Here is a 15,317-nt window from a genome sequence, read left to right as displayed (position 1 = left end):
AAATGTTGTATAGTGATGGTTACTAAGAATCACTTAACTTATAAGGAGGCCAATTATGCTGTACTGTGAAATTTTCAATGTTTCACATACATTTGGTGATCGCACCAGCTCAAGCGTTATCGGTATCGTGCTGCGATAACTTCCGCTTGAGCGAAGACACCAACCCCTGAAATCCCTTCTCTCGGGCTTACTGAGTTATCGTCAGCGATGTTTGACGAGGCATAAACATGCCTGTAACTCTTGGGTAAGCAACAATGAGCACTTTACTCACTGCACAATCTTTACGTGTTGATACGGCGTTTGGCACGCTGTTCGACTCCCTCTCCTTTACGCTGAAAAAAGGCGACCGTATTGGCCTGCTGGGCGACAACGGCTGCGGCAAAAGTACGTTGCTGAAGGTGTTGGACGGCACAGACTCCCCTGCTGCCGGAACCGTCGCATTGGCCGGATACTGTCTGATGGCGCGCGTTGAGCAACACCTGCCAGAAGCCATTTATCCCCTGACCATGCTGGATGCCGTGCTGGCGCAACTGCCCGCGACTGAACGCGAGAGTCTGCACTGGAAAGCTGAAACGCTGCTGGCGGGTATGGGCTTTACACCGCAGGACATGGCCTTAACGTCGGCAACGCTGAGCGGCGGGCAGCACACGCGTCTCCTGCTGGCGCGCGCGCTGATCGGCGATCCAGATCTGTTACTGCTGGACGAACCGAGTAACCACCTCGATTTGCCGACCCTGCTCTGGCTGGAACAGTTTTTACAGAACTGGTCCGGCAGCTTTGTGCTGGTCTCACACGACAGGCAACTATTGGATGCCGTCACCAACGGCAGCTGGATCCTGCGCGATAAGATGTTGCACTACTTCGCCCTTCCCTGCACCGCCGCGCGTCAGGCGCTGGTAGCCAAAGACGAAAGTGATGCGCTGCGGCATAAGGCGGAGCAAAAGGAGATTGATCGCGTAACCGCCAGTGCCAGACGGCTGGCCACCTGGGGCAAGGTCTACGATAACGAAGATCTGGCCCGCAAAGCCAAACAGATGGAAAAGCAGGTCGAACGGCTTAAGGAGAGTCAGACAGAGCTCACCGCAGGCAGTCCGTGGACATTAACCCTGCGCGGTGACGCCCTGCGGGCAGACCGGCTACTGGAGATGGAAAACCTAAGCGTAGCGCCTGAGCCTGGCCTGTCTGAGCTGTTTCACGTCGACATTGCGCGGCTTAGAAGTGGCGATCGCGTGGCTATCGTCGGGCGTAATGGCTGCGGCAAATCATCACTGATGAAGCTTATCTGGCGGCATTTCACAGGTGAACCTTCAGAGACTGGCCTGAAACTTCATCCTCGCGTGTCGCCAGGCTATTACGATCAGACGCTGAATCAGCTTTCGGAGGAGGCAACAATCTTTGACGCGCTGGAGCCTTTCGCGCCAGATCCGCAGACCCGTAAAATGGCCCTCATCAGTGCCGGGTTCCCGTGGGCGCGACACGGACAAAAAGTCAGGACGCTGAGCGGTGGGGAACGTTCGCGCCTGCTGTTCATCGGCCTGACGCTTGCTCGCTATAGCCTTCTGATGCTGGATGAGCCAACCAACCACCTGGACATGGAAGGCAAAGAGGCGCTGGCGGAAACACTGCAACAGTTTGAAGGCGGAGTGCTGCTGGTGAGCCACGATCGTCAGTTAATTAGCCAGAGCTGTAACCGCTACTGGCTGATTGAGGACGGCAGGCTTAGCGAATGGCACGATGCGGAGGCGGTGTTTGAGCGCCTGCGTGCGGGCACCGGTCCGGTGGTGCCTGGGGCATCGAAGACTGCATCGAAGGCACCACCTTCAGCGTCTGACGATCTGCTCGAACGCCTGGTTGCCCTGGAAATGCTGCTGGAAGAGGATTTGGCGCGCAAGCCAAAACACCAAAAACCGCAGTTGCAGGCGCAATGGCGAAGAGAGATTGAGGAGATAGAAGCCCAACTATAAATCTGTACCCGGCGGTCGTTACGCCGGGTTTTTTACGTTAGCGTTTTCCCCTACTGATTATTAGAGGATCACCGTATTCTTAATCTGAAACTGAATTAATTGATGACATTATGTTGCGGTTGCCTTGCATTACAGCGCCAAAGTATTAATCCTTAATGGGTATTACACCTGCTATGCAGATACTCATTAGTAAAAGGAGAAACACATGAAGGCTGCTGTTGTCACTCAGGATCATCAGGTTAACGTTACAGAGAAAACCTTACGCGCGCTCAAACATGGTGAAGCGCTGCTGAAGATGGAGTGCTGTGGCGTTTGCCATACCGATCTCCATGTTAAAAATGGCGATTTTGGCGACAAGACCGGGGTGATCCTCGGCCATGAAGGGATTGGTATTGTCAAAGAGATTGGTCCGGGCGTCACGTCACTGAAAGTTGGCGATCGTGCAAGCGTGGCGTGGTTCTTCGAAGGCTGTGGCCACTGTGAATATTGTAATACCGGCAACGAAACTCTGTGCCGTGACGTAAAAAACGCGGGTTACTCCGTCGACGGCGGCATGGCAGAAGAGTGCATCGTGACCGCGGATTACGCGGTTAAAGTCCCGGAGGGGCTGGACTCTGCGGCGGCCAGCAGCATCACCTGCGCTGGGGTCACCACCTACAAAGCGGTAAAAGTCTCTGAGATCAAACCCGGCCAGTGGATTGCGATCTATGGCCTTGGCGGTCTGGGCAACCTCGCACTGCAATACGCCAAAAATGTCTTTAATGCGAAAGTTATCGCCATTGACGTGAATGACGAGCAGTTGAAGCTCGCTGCCAGCATGGGCGCAGACTTAACCGTGAACTCCCGCAGTGAAGATGCGGCAAAAGTGATTCAGGAGAAAACCGGCGGCGCACATGCGGCAGTGGTGACGGCGGTAGCGAAAGCGGCCTTCAACTCTGCTGTTGACGCGGTTCGCGCCGGAGGCCGCGTGGTGGCTGTTGGCCTGCCGCCGGAAGCGATGAGCCTGGATATTCCACGTCTGGTCCTGGATGGGATTCAGGTGGTGGGCTCTCTGGTGGGTACTCGTCAGGATCTGCTCGAAGCCTTCCAGTTTGCGGCTGAAGGTAAGGTGGTTCCGAAAGTCACGATGCGCCCACTGGAAGATATCAACGCCATCTTTAAAGAGATGGAACAGGGCCAGATCCGTGGCCGTATGGTGATTGATTTACGTTCTTAACCGCGGTGGCCGGGTAGCGGGTTTGCCCTGCCCGGCCTGTCACGTAGACGAACGGCGATCGGAAATCCACTCCTGAACCTCGATCTGGAACGTGTCCGGCGCTTTTCGATACATCTTCCGCGCCAGATCCAGGATGGTATGGCGTCCTAACTCCTCTTCCATCCGCTGCTGCGCGCTGTCCATAACCGATCGCACCCCGCACGGTCCGTCACAGACCCAGGCCGGTGGCGTTTCATCAAATACCGCCAGGCGCTGACGCACTTCCCGACATTCGAACATATTCTTATCGCCGTCGATGGCGTGCGCCACGTCCAGCACGCTGATCAGCTCTGCCGGACGCGCCAGCCGGAATCCTCCCCCCTTGCCTTCGGTGCTGATAACCAGCCCCGCGCGTGACAAACGAGTGAAAATCTTCCCAAGATAGTCGTACGGTACGCCCTGCAAGGCCGCCATCTCCCGGACGCTCATCTCACGCTCATTGCCTTTTGCATCCACCATACACATCAGGCTATGAATGCCATATTCCACACCAGAACTGTAAAACGCCATGGCTCACTCCGGGTCATTGTTCGCTGCATTATAACGAATTTTAACTCAGAAAGAAGTTGTCGCAGTTAACTCCGACAAGTATAGTGGCAGTTATGTCAGACACACAGCCTGACGAACAAAAGGATCGAGTATGAAAAAGCAGATTTTAATTGTGGGTAGTGGGTTTTCCGGTATGTGGGCTGCGGTCAGCGCCGCGCGTCTTTCTGCTCTGGAAGGTAATAATAGCCTCAGCATTGCCGTGCTGGCCCCGGTGCCGGAACTGCGCGTTCGTCCACGTTTTTATGAAGAGAACGTGTCGACGATGGTCGCGCCACTGACCGAACTGTTTGCTGAGCTGGGTATTGCCTTTATTTCGGGCGAAGCACAACGTATTGATACCTCATCTAAAACCGTTTTGTATCGCGATTCAAACGGCGCCATTGCCGAAGTCAACTGGGAACGTCTGATCCTCGCAACCGGTAGCCAGACTAAACGTCCGCCGATTGCCGGTCTGACTGAATACGCATTTGATATCGACCAACTCGACTCCGCCAGGCTGTTCGAGCAACATCTTGATTCGCTGGTTTCGCGCCCCTCCACCCCAGAACGCAATACCGTGGTCGTGTGTGGCGGCGGTTTTACCGGCATTGAGCTGGCAACGGAACTCCCTGATCGTCTTCGCACCCGCTTCGGCGCCGATACAAAGACTAAAGTGATCGTAGTTGAAAGAGGTGCAACCATTGGCGGGCGTTACAGCGAGGCGCTGCGTAACACCATTGAAGAAGCAAGCAACGCTCTGGACGTTGAATGGCGTTTAAACAGTGAAATTGAAGCTATTGATGCCAGCGGCGTGACGCTGAAAAACGGAGAGCGCATTGCCAGCGCGACTGTAGTGTGGACGGCAGGGGTAGAAGCTAACCCCCTCAGCCTGCAAATTGACGGGGAACGCGACACTCAGGGACGCCTTATCGTCACCGACACGTTGCAGGTCCCTGCGCATTCGGAGGTTTACGCGACGGGTGATATGGCTCACGCCAAAACGGACGATGCGGGCAACACGGCACTGATGACCTGCCAGCACGCGATCCAGCTGGGGAAATTCGCCGGACATAACGCAGCTGCCAGCCTGTTAAATCTGGAGCCGTACCCTTACCGTCAGGTGAATTACGTCACCTGTCTGGATCTGGGTGGCTGGGGCGCGGTGTACACCGAGGGCTGGGAACAGCGTGTTAAATCCGTGCGCGAGGAAGGCAAAAAGATCAAAGTCGCCATCACCAACGAACTGATTTACCCGCCAGCAGCAGACAAAGCTGTCGCATTTGCCGCCGCTGACCCACTGGCGAAATTCGTGTAGTCCCCTCCTGTGCCCGCGACCAGCGGGCAAAGCGTGAAATCAGGCCAGCGCTCCTGCGTTGGCCTGACGCTTTTTGGCACATAAAAAACCGTACATCAACAGAGAGGTCATTGCTGAGAAGGATAAGATCGCTGCCGGAAGCGTGACATAGCTCCAGCTAAAGCCGAGCGTAATCATCATTCCACCGAAATACGCGCCTATTGCGCTGCCGAGGTTAAACGCCATTTGCCCGCCTGCGGCCCCCAACATCTCGCCGCCTTTCGCATTTTGCAGCAGCAGTATTTGCAGCGGCGCAGAGAGCGCAAACAGCCCGGCGCAGCAGACGAACCCCATTACCAGTGAAGCTGTTTTAAGCTCGCCAAACGCGAACAGTAACAGCAGCGAAGCCACAATCACCATGTCGGTGGTGGCAGCAATGCGCAGCGGGCTAAAGCGCGACGACAGCTTGCCGCTGAAAACATTACCCAGCACCATGCCCAGCCCCATCAGCATCATGATCGCGGTCATGACGCCCTCGGAAAAGCCTGACACGTTGACCATAAACGGCTTCACGAAGCTAAACCAGGCAAACACCCCGGCATTGCCAAACATCGTAGCGGCAAAAATCAGCCACGGTTCCGGTTTTTTCAGGAAGTGGAATTGTTCTGTCAGCCGGGTGGTTGTCGTGTCGTGAATGTCTGGCACCCACAGCAGAACAGAGAGGATCACCAGCGCATCAAAGACGGCAATCAAAAAGAAGGTGTAACGCCAGTTAAATTCATGTCCCAGCCACGTCCCGAGCGGGACGCCAAGCAAATTGGCAACGGTCATCCCGGCAATCATCCCTGCTACAGCAACCGTCACCTTACCCGGTGGCGCAATTTTTGACAGGATTATCGCCCCCACACCGAAAATCGCGCCATGCGGGAAACCAGAGATTAAGCGCCCCGCCGCAAGCCCTATGTAGGTGTCAGAGAAGGTAAAGAGCGCGTTACCGACGACGCACATCGCCACCAGAAACAGCAGCGTTGTTTTCAGCGAAAATTTACTGGAGAACAGCGCCACAATCGGCGCGCCGATCACTACGCCAAAAGCGTAAAACGAAATCATATTTCCGGCGGAGGGAATCGAAATGCCCGTATCATGAGCCAGTTCTGTCAGCACGCCCATGATGCCAAATTCAGCCATCCCCAGGCCAAAGGTAGCCAGTGCTAACGAAAAAATTGTTTTTTTCATACCGCGACCACTGTTAAAAAATACGCAGCGTGCATTATTGATTAAACTTGTATGGTGAACCAGTTCAAATCAGCTTTCTGACACATTAATCCATTCATTCAGGCCGATTACACGCTTAGTACGGCCTCGATCCCGCGACCGGACCCATAGGGAGACCCGCCATGGTCAGTAAGAAGAAAACCCGTGTTGTTGATGATGTCGTTAAAAACGCGCCGCTCAAAACCAAAGCGTACGAGCAAGAGCTTCGCCGCCTCCATGTTGAACTGGTTAAGCTCCAGCAATGGGTGGTCGCCAAAGGGTTAAAGGTCTGTATTGTTTTTGAAGGGCGAGACGGCGCGGGTAAAGGCGGCGCCATCAAAGCCATCACCGAACGCGTCAGCCCCCGGGTGTTTCGCGTTGTTGCGTTACCGGCCCCCACCGATAAAGAGAAAAGTCAGCTCTATTTTCAGCGTTACGTTCCCCATCTGCCCTCTGCCGGTGAAATCGTCATTTTTGACCGGAGCTGGTACAACCGCGCAGGCGTGGAAAGAGTAATGGGTTTCTGTACCGAAGAGCAGGCCGAAAAATTTCTTGATGGAACGCCGGTGATGGAAAAAGCGATGGTCGATGCCGGGATCATATTGTTGAAATACTGGCTTGAAGTAACGCCAAAAGAGCAGGAACGCCGCCTGCGCGATCGCATTAATGATGGTCGCAAGATCTGGAAGCTGTCTCCAATGGACATTAAATCTTTCAATCTGTGGGATGAATATACCCTCGCCCGCGACGCGATGTTTAAAGCGACAGACACCGCCTGGGCGCCGTGGTTTGTGGCGCGCTCAGAAGATAAAAAACGGGTGCGGCTGAATATTATTTCGCATCTGCTTTCCCAGATCCCCTATAAAGAAATTCACGTTGACAAGGTGGATTTACCGAAACGCAAGATCGGCAAAGTGAAGCCAACAAAATATCCCTTCCGGTATATTGCAGAGCGGTTTTGATATTACTGGAAGACGGCTCGCATAATGTAGATTACCAGGGGAAACAGTATTGTTTTTTGTTGGCTGCGGTTGATAATGACCGCACCAACAAAGGAGAAAACATGAAACCGAACCGCACAGAAAGATGTGCTACGACAGAGCGCCCTACGGGGAATAGACCTCGCCCACTCTCTACAGCAGGAGAGCTCAAGCGGCAGCGTCAACAGGATCAAGGATTTATTAAAGCATTGAATGAATTAACGGCCAAAGCCGGGCTATTATCGGATGACCCTTATTTCGGAGGGCTTTGATGTGTTTTCAGTTTGACGTTTACCGCAATCCATCAAACAGAACGTGTGAATATCAACCCTATTTTATGATTATTCAGCACGATTATTATGACGACTTATCAACGAGACTTATTGTCCCGTTAAGCTATCACAATCATTTAAGAGGATATTCAAACGCTGCAACGCCACTGGTGAACCTTGAATTCCAGACATATTTTCTTAATACAGCCAACATCACACACGTGGAGACAAAAAAACTTAATAATAAGGATTATGTATGTAATCTGCGCAGTGCAAGAAGCAGTGTTCTTGCAGGAATTGATGCGTTAATTACCAATACGTAGCTAAAAGCCGCACAAGCGCAGCGCCGCCGGACAATGCCGACGGCGCGAGGTTTACTTCAACCCTTCCGAACTCTCTTTTTGCGCTTCAAGACGCTCAATGTCGCGGTACCAGCGAGGATGGTGCTTCTGCGCCCAGCGGCGGCTCACCTTCCCTTCAATCATGCCTTTAATCGATCCTTTCACCCAGAATGCCATATACATATGGATCAGAATGGCGTGGATCAGAATAATGGCCGAGGTCGCGTGGATCAGCAGCGCATAACGCACCACCTGAATCGGGAAATAGTGCGCAAAATACGGACGCCAGATGATCACCCCGGTCACCAGCAGCACAAAAATCATGCTCATGATGGTCCAGAACATCATCTTCTGCCCGGCGTTATATTTGCCCACCTTCGCGACTTTATGCTCGTTGCCTTTCAGAACCTCAACAATCCCTTTTAGCCACGGAATATCCTGCTTGTCAGGGATGTTGTGATGAACGAAACGTACAAACATAAACATCAGCACCACGAAAATCAGTACGCCGAAGAACGGATGCAGAATGCGCCCCATCTGCGGTGTCCCGAAGGTTTCCGTTAGCCACTGTAGCGTCGGGAAGAAGAACGAAATGCCGGATACCGCCACCAGGAAGAAGCAGATGACCACCGTCCAGTGACAGGCGCGATCGACAAATTTTGTGCGCACTATCATTTTCGACTTACTCATGATGCTCCTCCTCGTCGTCATCCACCTCTTTATTCGGCCCGATACCGATGTAGTGATAAATCAGCCCGGCAAAGGTGGCGATAAAGCCCGCCGCTGAGAGCGGCTTAAGCGCCCCTTTCCAGAGGTTGATTGAGGTATCGATCGCCGGATCCTTCGGCAGATTGTGATACAGCTCCGGCTGGTCATTGTGGTGCAGAACATACATGACGTGCGTACCGCCCACGCCCTGCGGGTTATAAATCCCGGCCTTGTCATAGCCGCGCGCTTTGAGCTTATCCACCCGCTGCTGCGCCACTTCCAGCATCTCTTTTTTGGTGCCGAAGTGGATAGCCCCGGTAGGACAGGTCTTCACGCAGGCAGGCTCCTGTCCGACGCTGACGCGATCGACACACAGCGTGCATTTATAGACCCGGTTATCTTCTTTATTGAGGCGCGGGATATTAAACGGACAGCCTGCGATGCAGTAGCCGCAGCCGATACAGTTATCCTGCTGGAAGTCGACGATCCCGTTGGCGTACTGAATAATTGCACCCGCAGACGGGCATGCCTTCAGGCAGCCCGGATCTTCACAGTGCATACAGCCGTCTTTACGGATTAGCCACTCCAGCTTGCCGTTCTGGTCGGTTTCGCTAAAGCGCATCACCGTCCAGGACTTGGCGCTCAGATCAGCCGGGTTATCGTAAACGCCAACGCAGTGCCCCACCTCGTCGCGGATATCGTTCCACTCCGAGCAGGCCACCTGGCAGGCCTTACAGCCCACGCAGGAGGAGACATCGATCAGCTTGGCGACTTCTGCCTTGTAGTCCCGCGCGCGAGGCGCGGGCGTTATCGGGTTGGTCGCGGAGCGTTTAATAATGTCTTGTGTTTCCATCGCCATTTAATCGCTCCTTACGCTTTCTCGATGTTGACCAGAAACGCTTTATACTCCGGCGTTTGCGAGTTGGAATCGCCGACGTTTGGCGTCAGGGTATTGGCGATGTAACCTTTCTGCGCCACCCCTTCAAAGCCCCAGTGCAGCGGGATGCCGACGGTTTCTACCTGCTGGCCGTGTACGTTCAGACTTTGCAGACGACGGGTGACCACCGCTACCGCGCGAATAAAGCCGCGTTTGCTGCTCACCGTCACGCGATCGCCATTGGCAATGCCTTTCGCCTTCGCCAGCGTTTCGCTTATCTCCACAAACTGTTCCGGCTGCGCGATGGCGTTAAGCCGCGCATGTTTGGTCCAGGTATGGAAATGCTCGGTCAGGCGGTAGGTAGTTCCGACATACGGGAACTTGTCCTTTTTACCTAAACGCAGCACGTCATCTTCATAGATACGCACTACCGGGCTGGAAACTACGTTCGGGTGCAGCGGGTTAGTGCCGAGCGGCGTTTCCATCGGCTCGTAATGTTCCGGGAACGGCCCTTCCGCCAGCTTGTCGATGGCAAACAGACGTCCCAACCCTTCCGGCTGCATGATAAACGGCCCGGTGTTGCTGCCCGGTGCGGCGGTGTTGAAGTCCGGGATATCGTTCCCCGTCCACTTCGTGCCGTTCCACTCGATCAGCATGCGTTTCGGATCCCACGGCTTACCGTTCACGTCTGCGGAGGCACGGTTGTACAGTACGCGGCGGTTCAACGGCCACGCCCATGCCCAGCCCAGCGTGTTGCCCAGGCCTGACGGATCGGCGTTATCACGGTTGGCCATCTGATTACCCTGCTCCGTCCAGCTGCCGGTGTAGATCCAGCAGGACGAGGCCGTGGTGCCGTCGTCACGCAACAGCGCGAAGCTATTGAGCAACTGGCCTTTCTTCGCCACCATATTGCCGTTGGCATCGTATAGATCGGCCAGCGCCACGCCGTTGTTCTCTTTTGCCACCTCTTCAGACTCAGGATGATCCGGCTGCTTGTAGTTCCAGCTCATCTTCAGCAGCGGCTCTGCGCCTTTGCCGCCTTCGGTGCGGTACATCTCGCGCAGACGATGGTAAATACCGGCCAGAATTTCGCCATCATTACGCGCTTCACCCGGCGCATCCTGACCTTTCCAGTGCCACTGTAGCCAGCGGCCAGAGTTGGCAATAGAACCGTCCTCTTCCGCAAAGCAGGTCGATGGCAGTCGGAACACCTCGGTCTGAATGGATGCCGGATCGACATCGTTAGACTCGCCGTGGTTCTGCCAGAACGTAGACGTTTCGGTGACCAGCGGATCGATAACCACCATGTACTTCAGCTTGCTCAGGCTGCGAACGACTTTGTTTTTATCCGGGAATGACGCCACCGGGTTAAAGCCCTGGCAGATATACCCCGTGACGTCGCCCTTATCCATCATGTTGAAATACTTGATGACATCGTAAGCCTGATCCCATTTCGGCAACCACTCAAAGCCCCAGTCATTCTCTTTCTGCGCCGCATCGCCGTAGAACGATTTCATCAGACTGACGGCAAACTTTGGGTAGTTACTCCAGTAGTTCACCTGGTCCGGACGCGTCGCTTTTGGCGTGTTGGCGTCAAGCCAGCTTTGCCAGTCGGTCTGCTTCTCCGACGGCAGGGTCAGGTAACCCGGCAGGCTGGTCGACAGCAGGCCGAGATCGGTTAAGCCCTGAATGTTGGAGTGTCCGCGCAGGGCGTTCACACCACCACCGGCCATCCCCATGTTGCCGAGCAGCAGCTGGATCATCGCCATGGTACGGATGTTCTGCGCGCCCACGGTATGCTGCGTCCAGCCCAGCGCGTACAGGAAGGTGGTTGTTCTGTCGGCGGCACTGGTGGAGGCCAGCACTTCACATACTTTCAGGAAGTCTGCTTTCGGCGTACCGCAGATGTTTTCCACCACGTCTGGCGTATAACGGGAAACATGCTGTTTCAGCAAGTTCCACACGCAGCGCGGATCGGTCAGGGTCTCATCGCGTTTCGCGTAGCCGTTTTCGTCGAACTGATAGTTCCAGGACGATTTATCGTACTGACGTTTCTCTGCGTCATAGCCGCTGAACAGGCCATCTTCGAAGGCGAAATCTTCCCGCACCAGCAGGCCGGCATTGGTGTAATGCTTAACGTATTCCGCGTTAATCTTATTGTTTTCGATCAGGTACAACAGCACGCCGGAAAGGAACGTAATATCCGTACCGGAGCGGATCGGCGCATAAATATCAGCCACCGATGCCGTACGCGTAAAGCGTGGATCGACGACAATCAGCGTCGCATCGTTGTTGTTTTTCGCTTCCATCGCCCAGCGGAATCCCACCGGATGGGCTTCAGCGGCGTTACCGCCCATCACCACCACGACGTTTGCGTTTTTGATATCAACCCAGTGGTTGGTCATCGCACCGCGACCAAATGTTGGAGCAAGACTTGCTACCGTTGGTCCGTGTCAGACGCGCGCCTGGTTATCAACCGCCAGCATGCCGAGGGAGCGCACAAATTTTTGCGTCAGCATGCCGGTCTCATTACTTGCCGCAGATGCACACAGCATCCCGGTGGAGGTCCAGCGGTTTACCGTCACGCCCTGATCGTTCTTTTCAATAAAGTTGGCGTCGCGATCCGCTTTCATCAGTTTTGCAATACGGGAGAAGGCCTCGTCCCAGGAGATGCGCTGCCATTTATCAGAGCCCGGCGCACGATATTCCGGATAGCGCAGACGGTTTTCACTGTGGACGTAGTCCAGCAGCCCCGCCCCTTTCGGGCAAAGCGCCCCGCGGCTCACCGGATGGTCCGGGTCCCCTTCAATATGATAAATCGCTTCTTTGGCGTTCTTCGCGCCATCACCCAGGCTATACATTAATAGCCCACAACCCACGGAGCAGTATGTGCAGGTGTTACGGATCTCTTTCGCGCGCAGCAGTTTATAGTTGCGTGCCTGAGCCAGCGCCATTTTGGGAGCGAATCCCAGCATTGCGGCTGTTGTTCCGGCCATACCGCCCGCGCAGATTTTAAAAAATTGTCTGCGGCTGACGTCCATTGCTGTCCTCGTTATCTGATAAGACTTCGCGCCGCAAACTAACAGCAAAGCCCCTGTTTTTTTTGCGTCAAATCAAGGTCGCCGAACTTCGCCCCCTTAATAGTCACCGCCGGTATGATTTATTACTCCTTTCTGGTTAACCGCGAAACAGAAAATTCGCCTGGTGAATGGGTTAGATGCTATAAGTTTACCCTTTGATTTTTATGAGACTGGCAGGGTAATGGACAGAAAAAGAGCAACGCTGATTGGCCTGGTGGCCATACTGCTGTGGAGCACCATGGTGGGTCTCATCCGCAGCCTCAGTGAGGGACTTGGCCCGGTGGGGGGCCCAGCGATGATCTACACCGTCAGCGGATTATTGTGTCTGGCGACGGTAGGTTTCCCTGATATTAAACGGTTTTCGAAAGGCTATCTCATTGCGGGCAGCGTCCTGTTTGTCAGCTATGAAATGTGCCTTGCCCTGTCGCTTGGCTTTGCCGCGACGCGCTCGCAGGCAATTGAGGTGGGCATGGTCAATTATCTCTGGCCAAGCCTGACGATTGTGTTCGCCATTTTGTTCAACGGACAAAAATCCACCCTGTGGGTGATCCCCGGCTTAGCGATCTCCCTGTTGGGCGTGGGCTGGGTCTTAGGCGGCGAAAACGGGCTGCACGTTCACGACATCATGCAAAACATCGTTTCCAGCCCGCTGAGCTACGGGCTGGCATTTGCCGGTGCCTTTATCTGGGCCGCCTACTGCACCGTCACCAGCAGGTATGCCAGAGGGCAAAATGGCATTACTCTTTTCGTCCTGCTGACCGCCCTGAGCCTGTGGGTCAAATATGCCGTCAGCGATCAGCCCGAAATGGTATTCAGCGTGCCGGTAGTCGTGAAACTGTTGATGTGTGGTGTTGCCCTTGGTTTTGGCTACGCCGCCTGGAACATTGGGATCCTCCACGGTAACGTCACGGTGCTTGCGGCCGTCTCCTACTTCACCCCGGTACTCTCTGCCGCGCTGGCGGCTATTTTGCTGAGCTCTCCGCTTTCATTCTCATTCTGGCAAGGGGCATTAATGGTTTGCGCCGGATCATTACTTTGCTGGTATGCCACCCGCAAATAGCATTTTAATTTTACCGGGCACGAATTATGCCCGGTAAAAATTAACATTATTTTAATATGTGATCACAGTAAAGAATATTATTTATAACATTCGTATGTATTTCTATTTTTGTATAGAGTACTCATAGAAAGTCAGATCCGTTGTGGAAATTGACATAAACTGACAACGCATGTAATTAATTCAACCCCAATATTCCCGTGCTATATAGCACATAGTGCAATAGTTTATTTCTGGATGTTTCTTTTAAAAAACAGTTGCAGGCTCCAGGATAAATCCACAAGTCACTGTTTTAAAAGTCAATAACACGGACCATTCCTTGACATTATCTGCCAAGCCCTTTTATCTCTCTCTAAAAACAAAAACGCATGGCAACTATTTCCAGCCTTATTATCGTGTTTTGTTAATAATCAATTTATGTATATAAATTAACCTTATTGAGCGATTTAAGGGAAATTTATCGGATCAGGATCACACTAATTGAAATTATCTTTAATATTTTGAAACTTATTATTGAAAGCAGTCTACGGAATTTTAAAAATAGTCTGCCATTGACGATAAGCCTCGTTTAAAAATCGCTCAGGTGGCTTAGGAAATACCTAAATAAAATTATAAGGGTTAGTTAAGATGAAACTTAAATTAGTTGCAGTGGCAGTGACTTCCATGTTGGCGGCTGGCGTTGTTAACGCGGCTGAAGTTTTTAACAAAGACGGTAACAAACTGGATCTGTACGGCAAAGTTACTGGTCTGCACTATTTTTCTGATGATGCTGGTAGCGACGGCGACAAAACATACGTTCGTCTGGGCTTCAAAGGTGAAACTCAGATCAACGATCAACTGACCGGATACGGCCAGTGGGAATATGAGTTCAAGGGCAACCGCTCTGAAGCTCAGGGTTCCGACGGCAACAAAACCCGTCTGGCCTTCGCTGGTCTGAAATTCGATAAATTCGGTTCCTTCGACTACGGTCGTAACTACGGTGTTGCTTATGACATCGGCGCATGGACTGACGTTCTGCCAGAGTTCGGTGGCGATACCTGGACGCAGACTGACGGCTTCATGACCGGTCGTACCACTGGCGTTGCCACCTACCGTAACACCGACTTCTTTGGTCTGGTTGACGGCCTGAACGTGGCTGCCCAGTACCAGGGTAAAAACGACCGTTCAGAGATCACCGAATCCAACGGTGACGGCTGGGGTCTGTCTTCTACCTATGAATTCGACGGCTTCGGTGTGGGTGCGACCTACGCTAAATCTGACCGTACTGACCGTCAGGTTCGTGCTGCAAGCAACCTGAACGCCGGTGGCGAAAACGCAGAAGTCTGGGCTGCTGGCCTGAAGTACGATGCGAACAACATCTACCTGGCAACCACCTACTCTGAAACCCGCAACATGACGGCGTTCGGTAGCGGTCACGTTGCCAACAAAGCACAGAACTTCGAAGTTGTGGCTCAGTACCAGTTTGACTTCGGTCTGCGTCCATCCATCGCTTACCTGAAATCCAAAGGTAAAGACATCGGTTCTTATGGCGACCATGACCTGGTTGAATACGTTGACGTTGGCGCGAGCTACTACTTCAACAAAAACATGTCCACCTACGTTGATTACAAAATCAACCTCGTGGATGACAGCCAGTTCACCAAAGATGCCAAAGTGGCTACCGACAACATCGTGGCTGTAGGTCTGACCTACCAGTTCTAAGATGTG

General features: G+C 53.3%; 12 protein-coding genes. 7 read left to right on the top strand and 5 right to left on the bottom strand.

All coding sequences use genetic code 11. The annotated features are described in order from the left end of the window. Positions 1 to 254 precede the first annotated feature (254 nt). Both ACOT0L_RS08675 and adhP read left to right on the top strand, forming a co-directional pair. Positions 255 to 1,964, top strand: coding sequence for an ABC-F family ATP-binding cassette domain-containing protein (locus tag ACOT0L_RS08675; protein WP_126502990.1), 1,710 nt, complete (start codon positions 255 to 257; stop codon positions 1,962 to 1,964). A gap of 205 nt (positions 1,965 to 2,169) precedes the next feature. Then, a complete protein-coding gene (gene adhP / locus ACOT0L_RS08670; protein WP_023306254.1) occupies positions 2,170 to 3,180 on the top strand; it encodes an alcohol dehydrogenase AdhP in 1,011 nt (336 codons plus the stop codon). A 39-nt stretch (positions 3,181 to 3,219) separates the two neighbouring features. On the opposite strand, the gene ACOT0L_RS08665 is transcribed toward adhP, so the two are convergent. Further along, entirely contained in the window at positions 3,220 to 3,729 is a 510-nt protein-coding gene (locus ACOT0L_RS08665) for an RrF2 family transcriptional regulator (protein WP_022648200.1), read from the bottom strand. A gap of 130 nt (positions 3,730 to 3,859) precedes the next feature. On the opposite strand from ACOT0L_RS08665, the gene ACOT0L_RS08660 reads away from it, so the two are divergent. Then, positions 3,860 to 5,062: an NAD(P)/FAD-dependent oxidoreductase gene (locus ACOT0L_RS08660; RefSeq protein WP_032624210.1), complete on the top strand. Its 1,203-nt coding sequence runs from the start codon at positions 3,860 to 3,862 to the stop codon at positions 5,060 to 5,062. Positions 5,063 to 5,101: 39 nt separating this feature from the next. Here ACOT0L_RS08660 and araJ read toward each other — a convergent pair whose 3' ends face one another. Continuing rightward, positions 5,102 to 6,277 (bottom strand): MFS transporter AraJ, encoded by a 1,176-nt coding sequence (araJ, locus tag ACOT0L_RS08655; RefSeq protein ID WP_023306256.1) that lies wholly within the window; start codon positions 6,275 to 6,277, stop codon positions 5,102 to 5,104. Between the two features lie 161 nt (positions 6,278 to 6,438). Here araJ and ppk2 point away from each other — a divergent pair, with 161 nt between their 5' ends. Both ppk2 and ACOT0L_RS08645 read left to right on the top strand, forming a co-directional pair. Further along, the gene (gene ppk2, locus ACOT0L_RS08650) at positions 6,439 to 7,257 is read left to right on the top strand and encodes a polyphosphate kinase 2 (RefSeq protein WP_032671172.1); all 819 of its coding nucleotides are present in this window, start codon (positions 6,439 to 6,441) and stop codon (positions 7,255 to 7,257) included. 289 nt (positions 7,258 to 7,546) lie between these two features. Further along, positions 7,547 to 7,870 (top strand): CcdB family protein, encoded by a 324-nt coding sequence (locus ACOT0L_RS08645; RefSeq protein ID WP_022648204.1) that lies wholly within the window; start codon positions 7,547 to 7,549, stop codon positions 7,868 to 7,870. A gap of 51 nt (positions 7,871 to 7,921) precedes the next feature. On the opposite strand, the gene fdnI is transcribed toward ACOT0L_RS08645, so the two are convergent. The 3 genes from fdnI to fdnG are packed head-to-tail and all read right to left on the bottom strand — an operon-like array spanning position 7,922 to position 12,514. Then, the gene (gene fdnI / locus ACOT0L_RS08640) at positions 7,922 to 8,578 is read right to left on the bottom strand and encodes a formate dehydrogenase-N subunit gamma (protein WP_023300174.1); all 657 of its coding nucleotides are present in this window, start codon (positions 8,576 to 8,578) and stop codon (positions 7,922 to 7,924) included. Continuing rightward, positions 8,571 to 9,455, bottom strand: coding sequence for a formate dehydrogenase subunit beta (fdxH, locus tag ACOT0L_RS08635; RefSeq protein ID WP_003857048.1), 885 nt, complete (start codon positions 9,453 to 9,455; stop codon positions 8,571 to 8,573). The genes fdnI and fdxH overlap by 8 nt, the downstream gene beginning before the upstream one ends. 11 nt (positions 9,456 to 9,466) lie before the next feature. Beyond that, positions 9,467 to 12,514 (bottom strand): formate dehydrogenase-N subunit alpha, encoded by a 3,048-nt coding sequence (gene fdnG, locus ACOT0L_RS08630; protein WP_148103175.1) that lies wholly within the window; start codon positions 12,512 to 12,514, stop codon positions 9,467 to 9,469. Positions 12,515 to 12,734: 220 nt separating this feature from the next. Between fdnG and yddG the strand changes: the two genes are divergently transcribed. Continuing rightward, on the top strand, positions 12,735 to 13,613 hold the full coding sequence (yddG, locus tag ACOT0L_RS08625; protein WP_368995271.1) for an aromatic amino acid DMT transporter YddG: 879 nt from the start codon (positions 12,735 to 12,737) through the stop codon (positions 13,611 to 13,613). 624 nt (positions 13,614 to 14,237) lie between these two features. Beyond that, positions 14,238 to 15,311, top strand: coding sequence for a porin OmpC (gene ompC, locus ACOT0L_RS08620; protein WP_126502985.1), 1,074 nt, complete (start codon positions 14,238 to 14,240; stop codon positions 15,309 to 15,311). Positions 15,312 to 15,317: the final 6 nt, after the last annotated feature.

The sequence above is a fragment of the Enterobacter cloacae complex sp. XAL002 genome, assembly GCF_049236805.1.
In the GTDB taxonomy this organism is placed as follows: domain Bacteria; phylum Pseudomonadota; class Gammaproteobacteria; order Enterobacterales; family Enterobacteriaceae; genus Enterobacter; species Enterobacter intestinihominis.
The sequence above is the reverse complement of the archived record's forward strand: the minus strand, read 5'-3'. Positions and strand labels throughout refer to the sequence as shown.

Bases quoted from the DNA above. Each gene is read 5' to 3' on its own strand.
- ACOT0L_RS08675 (WP_126502990.1), top strand. From the start codon at position 255: ATGAGCACTTTACTCACTGCACAATCTTTACGTGTTGATACGGCGTTT.
- adhP (WP_023306254.1), top strand. From the start codon at position 2,170: ATGAAGGCTGCTGTTGTCACTCAGGATCATCAGGTTAACGTTACAGAG.
- ACOT0L_RS08665 (WP_022648200.1), bottom strand. From the start codon at position 3,729: ATGGCGTTTTACAGTTCTGGTGTGGAATATGGCATTCATAGCCTGATG.
- ACOT0L_RS08660 (WP_032624210.1), top strand. From the start codon at position 3,860: ATGAAAAAGCAGATTTTAATTGTGGGTAGTGGGTTTTCCGGTATGTGG.
- araJ (WP_023306256.1), bottom strand. From the start codon at position 6,277: ATGAAAAAAACAATTTTTTCGTTAGCACTGGCTACCTTTGGCCTGGGG.
- ppk2 (WP_032671172.1), top strand. From the start codon at position 6,439: ATGGTCAGTAAGAAGAAAACCCGTGTTGTTGATGATGTCGTTAAAAAC.
- ACOT0L_RS08645 (WP_022648204.1), top strand. From the start codon at position 7,547: ATGTGTTTTCAGTTTGACGTTTACCGCAATCCATCAAACAGAACGTGT.
- fdnI (WP_023300174.1), bottom strand. From the start codon at position 8,578: ATGAGTAAGTCGAAAATGATAGTGCGCACAAAATTTGTCGATCGCGCC.
- fdxH (WP_003857048.1), bottom strand. From the start codon at position 9,455: ATGGCGATGGAAACACAAGACATTATTAAACGCTCCGCGACCAACCCG.
- yddG (WP_368995271.1), top strand. From the start codon at position 12,735: ATGGACAGAAAAAGAGCAACGCTGATTGGCCTGGTGGCCATACTGCTG.
- ompC (WP_126502985.1), top strand. From the start codon at position 14,238: ATGAAACTTAAATTAGTTGCAGTGGCAGTGACTTCCATGTTGGCGGCT.